The organism is Accumulibacter sp. (genome assembly GCF_016789985.1).
In the GTDB taxonomy this organism is placed as follows: Bacteria; Pseudomonadota; Gammaproteobacteria; order Burkholderiales; family Rhodocyclaceae; genus Accumulibacter.
The window spans coordinates 1-5154 of sequence record NZ_JAEUOL010000098.1; the positions used below are offsets into that span (position 1 = coordinate 1).

Consider the following 5154-nt stretch of genomic DNA (forward strand, 5'->3'; position numbering starts at 1 on the left):
TGTCGCAGATCAGTTGGCGCGAAAACTCGTAGCGCATTCGCTCCGGCTCGGGCTGGCCGGGCGAGTAGCCGGCGAGCACCAGCGGAATACCCTTCTGGATGGCCAGCCGCATCGCATCGCCCTCAAACAGGGGGGCATAGACGTAAGAAAGCGTGTAAACCGCGCCGCGCTCCTCCTGATTGCGCAGCAGGTAACGAAAGGTCTTGCGGTAGAAGGCAGCCGACGGCGAGTAGCTGAGGTGATCGATGTTGAGCTTGCCGAGGGCACGCCTGATGTTGTCCCAGGCGAGCGGCGGGATGTTGATATCCACCGTAAAGGCGAGCACCCTCAGCTTGCGTTCGACACTCAGGCGATGAAGCAGATAGACGCTGTCCTTGCCTCCACTGAGCGGAACCAGGCAATCGTATTCGCCGCGGCCCCGACAGTCGGCCAAGGCCTGTTCGAAGTCCGCCTCACTCGTCCGGCGCCCCGCCTCGGCGCTCGCTGCTTCGCGCGCCAATGCGCTCACATCGCTGCACAGATTGCAAATCCCGCGGGCAGACAGGGATATGCCGGGCGCCCGCTCGGGCACCAGGCAGTGACGACACCTCTTCATTTCACGCTCTCCGCCATCGGGCCGTTCCCTGTGTCGCCGCGCGCGCTTCCAGACCGGCGCTGTCGGCAGCGGCAGCACCCGCGGCCCCCTTTGCGTGACCCTCCCGGCGACAGCCAGGACACCAGCGCTGCGCATGTGGCCCCGCAATGATCAGGGAAGAACGCGGAATTGTCCATCCCGCCCCCCGGCGGTCTGCCCAGGGAACTCGCCAATACCCTCCAACCCCCGCCTAGACGACGCAGTGCAGACCTGTCCCTGACGTCCCGAGCGGTTGCCAGCAATCAGATAAGCATGCAGAATTGCCGCCGTCACCGAACCTTGGGAGGTTACAGCTTGACCGGGAAGCCGTCGTTGCGGCAGGGAACAGTCCTCGCGCAAACCGTCTGCAAAGGCCGCACCGCATGCGGCCGGCCACATGCTTGAGGAACTCTTCCACTTCGCCCGTGAAGGGCTCTCCACCTGGCACGAGGCAAGAGTCCCGCATCGCGCATCCCTGATCTTCGACGAGGGCTTCTGCGAACAGTACGCCCGGGCGACCCATTTGAGTGATTTTCGGGTCATTCAGGCCTTCGTTCTCGAACGGGCCCTGGCGGCCATCCCACAGCAAGGTGAGGCGCTTGACGTGGCCTGCGGCCCTGGCCTGCTGCTCGGGGAGTTCGCCCGGCGGCGACCCGGAGTGGCATTCACCGGCATCGATCTGTCGCCCGCCATGCTCGACCAGGCGCGCCGGCACATCGAGCACGAGCGCATCGACAACGTCCGGTTGCTCGAGGTCGACATGGCGCACCTGCCCGAACACTTCGCCCAGCGCAGCTTCGACGCCATCACCTGGACCTTCGGATTGCACTACTGCCCGACAGCGGAGCAAGCACTGGCGACACTGAACGGCATGGCCGACCTGCTCAGACCGGGCGGCGCCTTCTTCCTGGTCGATCTCGCGCGCTTCAAGCGGGAAGATACCTGGCGCTGGTTTTCGAACAAGTACGATCGTGCCCATGGCGACCAGTTCTTCCAGGAAATCCGGGATTCCTACCTGGCCTCCTTCTCGCGCGACGAATTGGCCGACCTGCTGCGGCAAAGCCGCTTCTCCGGGATCACCCAGGAGTGGTCCTACCTCTTTCCGGTGCTTCTCCTGGCGCACAATCGGCGCGCGGACAGGACCATGCCGACCCTGACAAGCGAACCGATTCATCTTCCCTGGCGCCAGCGCCTGAAACACGCCACGCTGCGCCGACTGTACGCCCTCTCCGCGCTGCGCTCGCCGATCTGATCCGAAGCACCTCCGGTCGGCATGGCCAGCCACGACTCAGATGTTCTGTCGCAGGGCTTCGGCCACCGGCAGGCGGGCAACGCCCCTGGCCGGCAGCAAGGAGGAAAGCAGCGTGGCGAAAAAGCCGATCAGGAACGATAGCAACAGCACGCTCGGGACAATCCGGATGTAGGCCGTATAGCCGACGTTCGAGTTCGGCGGCGGCGGCATCGGAATGCCGATCGCCGACAGCGCAAGGGCGAGCAGTATCCCGACAACGACGCCCAGGATGGCGCCGATCAGGCCGAGCAGGGCATTTTCGATAATGATCAGCAGCGAGATCTGCCAGTCGCGCTTGCCCAGCGCACGCAGTGTACCAAACTCGCCAACCCGCTCGTAGACCGTCATGTTGACGCTGTTGGCCACGCTCAACAGCACGACGACGAGAATGATGAATTGCAGGACGCCCAACTGGCTCTTGTAGAGATCGACCGTCTTGGCGTAGAAGTCGTCGAGTTCGAACCAGGTCTTGACCTCGTAGCCCCTCTTGACCAGTCGCGCCGCGAGACGCGCGGCAAGCGGATCGGTGTTCAGCGAATCGTCAAGCGAGACGACGACGGAGTGAACACCCTGGACACCGAGCAATTCCTGCGCCGACGACAGGGCGACACGCACGGCCCGGGCGTCGAAATCCTTGGCGTAGGTCCGGAACACGCCGACGACCTTGAACTCCAGCGTGTTCAGTGCACCCTCCGGGGTATTGGCGAGAATCGTCACGAATGAGCCAACCCCGATGCCCAGGGATTTGGCCACTCCTTCACCGACCAGCATCCCGTTGATGTCATTGCCCGTCAATTGGTGCCCGTCGACCATGAACAGGTGACTGCCGAGTTTCGCCTCCTTGTCCGCCTCGACGCCTTCCCCGATGATCGGCAGGTCGGTCTTGCCGTTGTTCAGCAGCCCGAAGAAGTTGAGCCGCCGCATCGAATCGACCACCCCGGGAAGCGTAGCGATGCTCGCCTGCACATCCTCCGGCGCGGAGATCAGATAATCGTATGGTTCGCGGACGCCGTTGGCATAAAAGCCCGCGCGATAGACCTGCAGGTGGCCAAAGCGCGAATGGATGGTCGACTCACGCAACTGGATGAACACGTCCTCGACGAAGCCGCCCGACACGATCAGGCCGATGACCCCGCAGACGATCGAAGCCAGGGTCATGCCGGTGCGCCCCTTCTGGCGGAAGAGATTGCGCAGGCTGCAGCGCAGGGTCATCATCTCGAACATCATCCTGTTGTCCTAGACGGCACGCCGCAGGGCGTCGACGATCTGCAGCCGTGAGGCCTTCCAAGCCGGGTACAGGCTGGCCAGCACCGCCGACACCACGGCCAGCAGGAAACCGCCGAAGGCAAGCCGCGCGGTCACCCGGATCTCGGCGTCGAAGCCCTGATCCATGCCGGGCGCCGGAGGCATCGGAATACCCAGCGCCGAGATCGCCAGCGCCAGGAGATAACCGAGGATCGCCCCGACCGCTCCGCCGACCAGCCCCATCACCACCCCTTCGCTGACAAACAGTTGCATTACTTCGTTGCGGCGGAAACCGAGGGCCATCATCGTCCCGATCTCGCTCGTCCTTTCCCTGACGCTCGTCATCAGGGCATTCGACATGCTCATGATGATGATGATGGCGATGATCAGGCGCACGAATCCGGTCTGCGAAGCGAACAGGTCCACCACCGCCTTGTAGAAATCGGCCAGATCGATCCACGGCGTCACCTGCAAACCGCTCTTCTTCTCATCGATCAGGCTGCGCAACTGCTTCAGCATCTCGTCGGTCTGCTCCGTGTCGGCGAGCAGAACGATCAGTTGATGTGCGCCGTCGGCCTTCACCAGCTTGCGCGCCAGGGGAATCGGCAGGCGCAGTGCCGCATCGTCAAAGGCCTTGATCGCCGTATGAAAGACACCGCGTACCCGAGCCTCGACGGCTGAAACGCCGCCACTCTGGGTGGTCACCAGGAGCACCACGGTCGCACCCGGCTCGGCGCCCAGGCTTTCCGCGAGCCCTTTGCCGAGAATGATGCCGGTCGGATCGCTGCTCGTCAGCGGCTCGCCGGCACTGACGACCACTTCCTTGGACACCTTGGCCTCGGTTTCCGGCGCCACCCCCTCGCCCAGAAAGCTCACCGTTGTCTCGCCCCTGGAGATCAGCCCCGAGAAGGCCAGCCGCGGGGTGACCGTCCGCACCTGCGGCAGTTCGCTGATCTGCTGCACGTCGACCACCTGCTCGCCGAACAGGTAGGCATAGGGATCGGCCACACCCTGTTCGTAATAGCCACGTTTGACGATTTGCAGATGACCCAGGCGCGAGTGAATCGTCGATTCACGTTCCATCCAGATCATCCATTCGGCAAACCCGCCGGCCAGGATGAGCGCGACGACGCCGAAACCGATCGCCCCGATACAGACCCCCGATCGCCGCCGGTGCCGTGCGAGATTGCGGAACGCCAGAGCGAAGGTCCGTCCGATCATCGACGACCTGGCGCGCTCTTGCGCGTGGCGACGTGCACCGCCAAGGGATGACCGCGCAACTGGATCACCGGAGGGATTTCAACGCTATTCTGGACGCTCCACGGACTGTCGCGGTCGAGGTCGCGGAAACCGTGTCCGTCGACCGGCCGGCTCCCATGAGAAATGGTCACGCGCCTGCCACCGGCACGCGGACCGGATTGAGCTGACCGCGCAGATGCCACACTCGGTAGCGAGCAGCATGCTGGAGCAGGAGAAAGACATTGCCAGAAGCGCCCAGAGACTGCTGACCGGCTGCGCAGGCCAGGGCTTTGCTGCCACATGGACTCGAATCCCACCCGCTTCCGGTCCGCCTCAAGTTTGTGGCACGGGGGCCGGCACCTCAGGAGAAACCACCGGCCCAAGGCTCCACGCGTCATGCCGGAGGGAGGCTCGCCGACAGACTACGGCGGCAGGTGTTACCGCCAGGACCCTCTCGCGGGGGCAAAAGCAGGATGAGGGAAGAGGTGCTCATCGCGCAGAGTATCCCGGATCCGGACAGCCGAAGTCAATCGGGAATCATTGCCTGCTTACCACCCATCACTTTTAATGTAATCTCTGATTATTACGAGGCAACACATTGAGAGACGATGGGAAAGACAGATACGTTAGCGGACGAGGTACGGTTTGGTCTGGAAGAGGCCCTCCCTGGGATGCGCAAGACGATCCTGAAAAAGCTACCGCTAGCGGTGGCGGCGATGATTCAGGCGCGCACACCGAACACGATGGAATTGTCGACGCTACTGGC

Annotated in this window: 4 protein-coding genes and 1 pseudogene; 1 reads left to right on the forward strand and 4 read right to left on the reverse strand. The window is 63.3% G+C overall.

Annotated elements, in window-relative coordinates; all coding sequences use genetic code 11:
- A pseudogene (locus tag JNK99_RS05800) lies at positions 1 to 595 on the reverse strand (hypothetical protein); the annotation flags it as partial.
- Positions 596 to 1010: 415 nt separating this feature from the next.
- On the opposite strand from JNK99_RS05800, the gene JNK99_RS05805 reads away from it, so the two are divergent.
- Positions 1011 to 1865, forward strand: coding sequence for a class I SAM-dependent methyltransferase (locus JNK99_RS05805; protein WP_291849972.1), 855 nt, complete (start codon positions 1011 to 1013; stop codon positions 1863 to 1865).
- Between the two features lie 36 nt (positions 1866 to 1901).
- On the opposite strand, the gene JNK99_RS05810 is transcribed toward JNK99_RS05805, so the two are convergent.
- The 3 genes from JNK99_RS05810 to JNK99_RS05820 are packed head-to-tail and all read right to left on the reverse strand — an operon-like array spanning position 1902 to position 4540.
- Positions 1902 to 3131, reverse strand: coding sequence for an FtsX-like permease family protein (locus JNK99_RS05810; RefSeq protein ID WP_291849975.1), 1230 nt, complete (start codon positions 3129 to 3131; stop codon positions 1902 to 1904).
- Between the two features lie 9 nt (positions 3132 to 3140).
- Positions 3141 to 4370: an FtsX-like permease family protein gene (locus JNK99_RS05815; protein WP_291849978.1), complete on the reverse strand. Its 1230-nt coding sequence runs from the start codon at positions 4368 to 4370 to the stop codon at positions 3141 to 3143.
- Positions 4367 to 4540 (reverse strand): hypothetical protein, encoded by a 174-nt coding sequence (locus tag JNK99_RS05820; RefSeq protein ID WP_291849981.1) that lies wholly within the window; start codon positions 4538 to 4540, stop codon positions 4367 to 4369. The genes JNK99_RS05815 and JNK99_RS05820 overlap by 4 nt, the downstream gene beginning before the upstream one ends.
- Between the last annotated feature and the right edge of the window lie 614 nt (positions 4541 to 5154).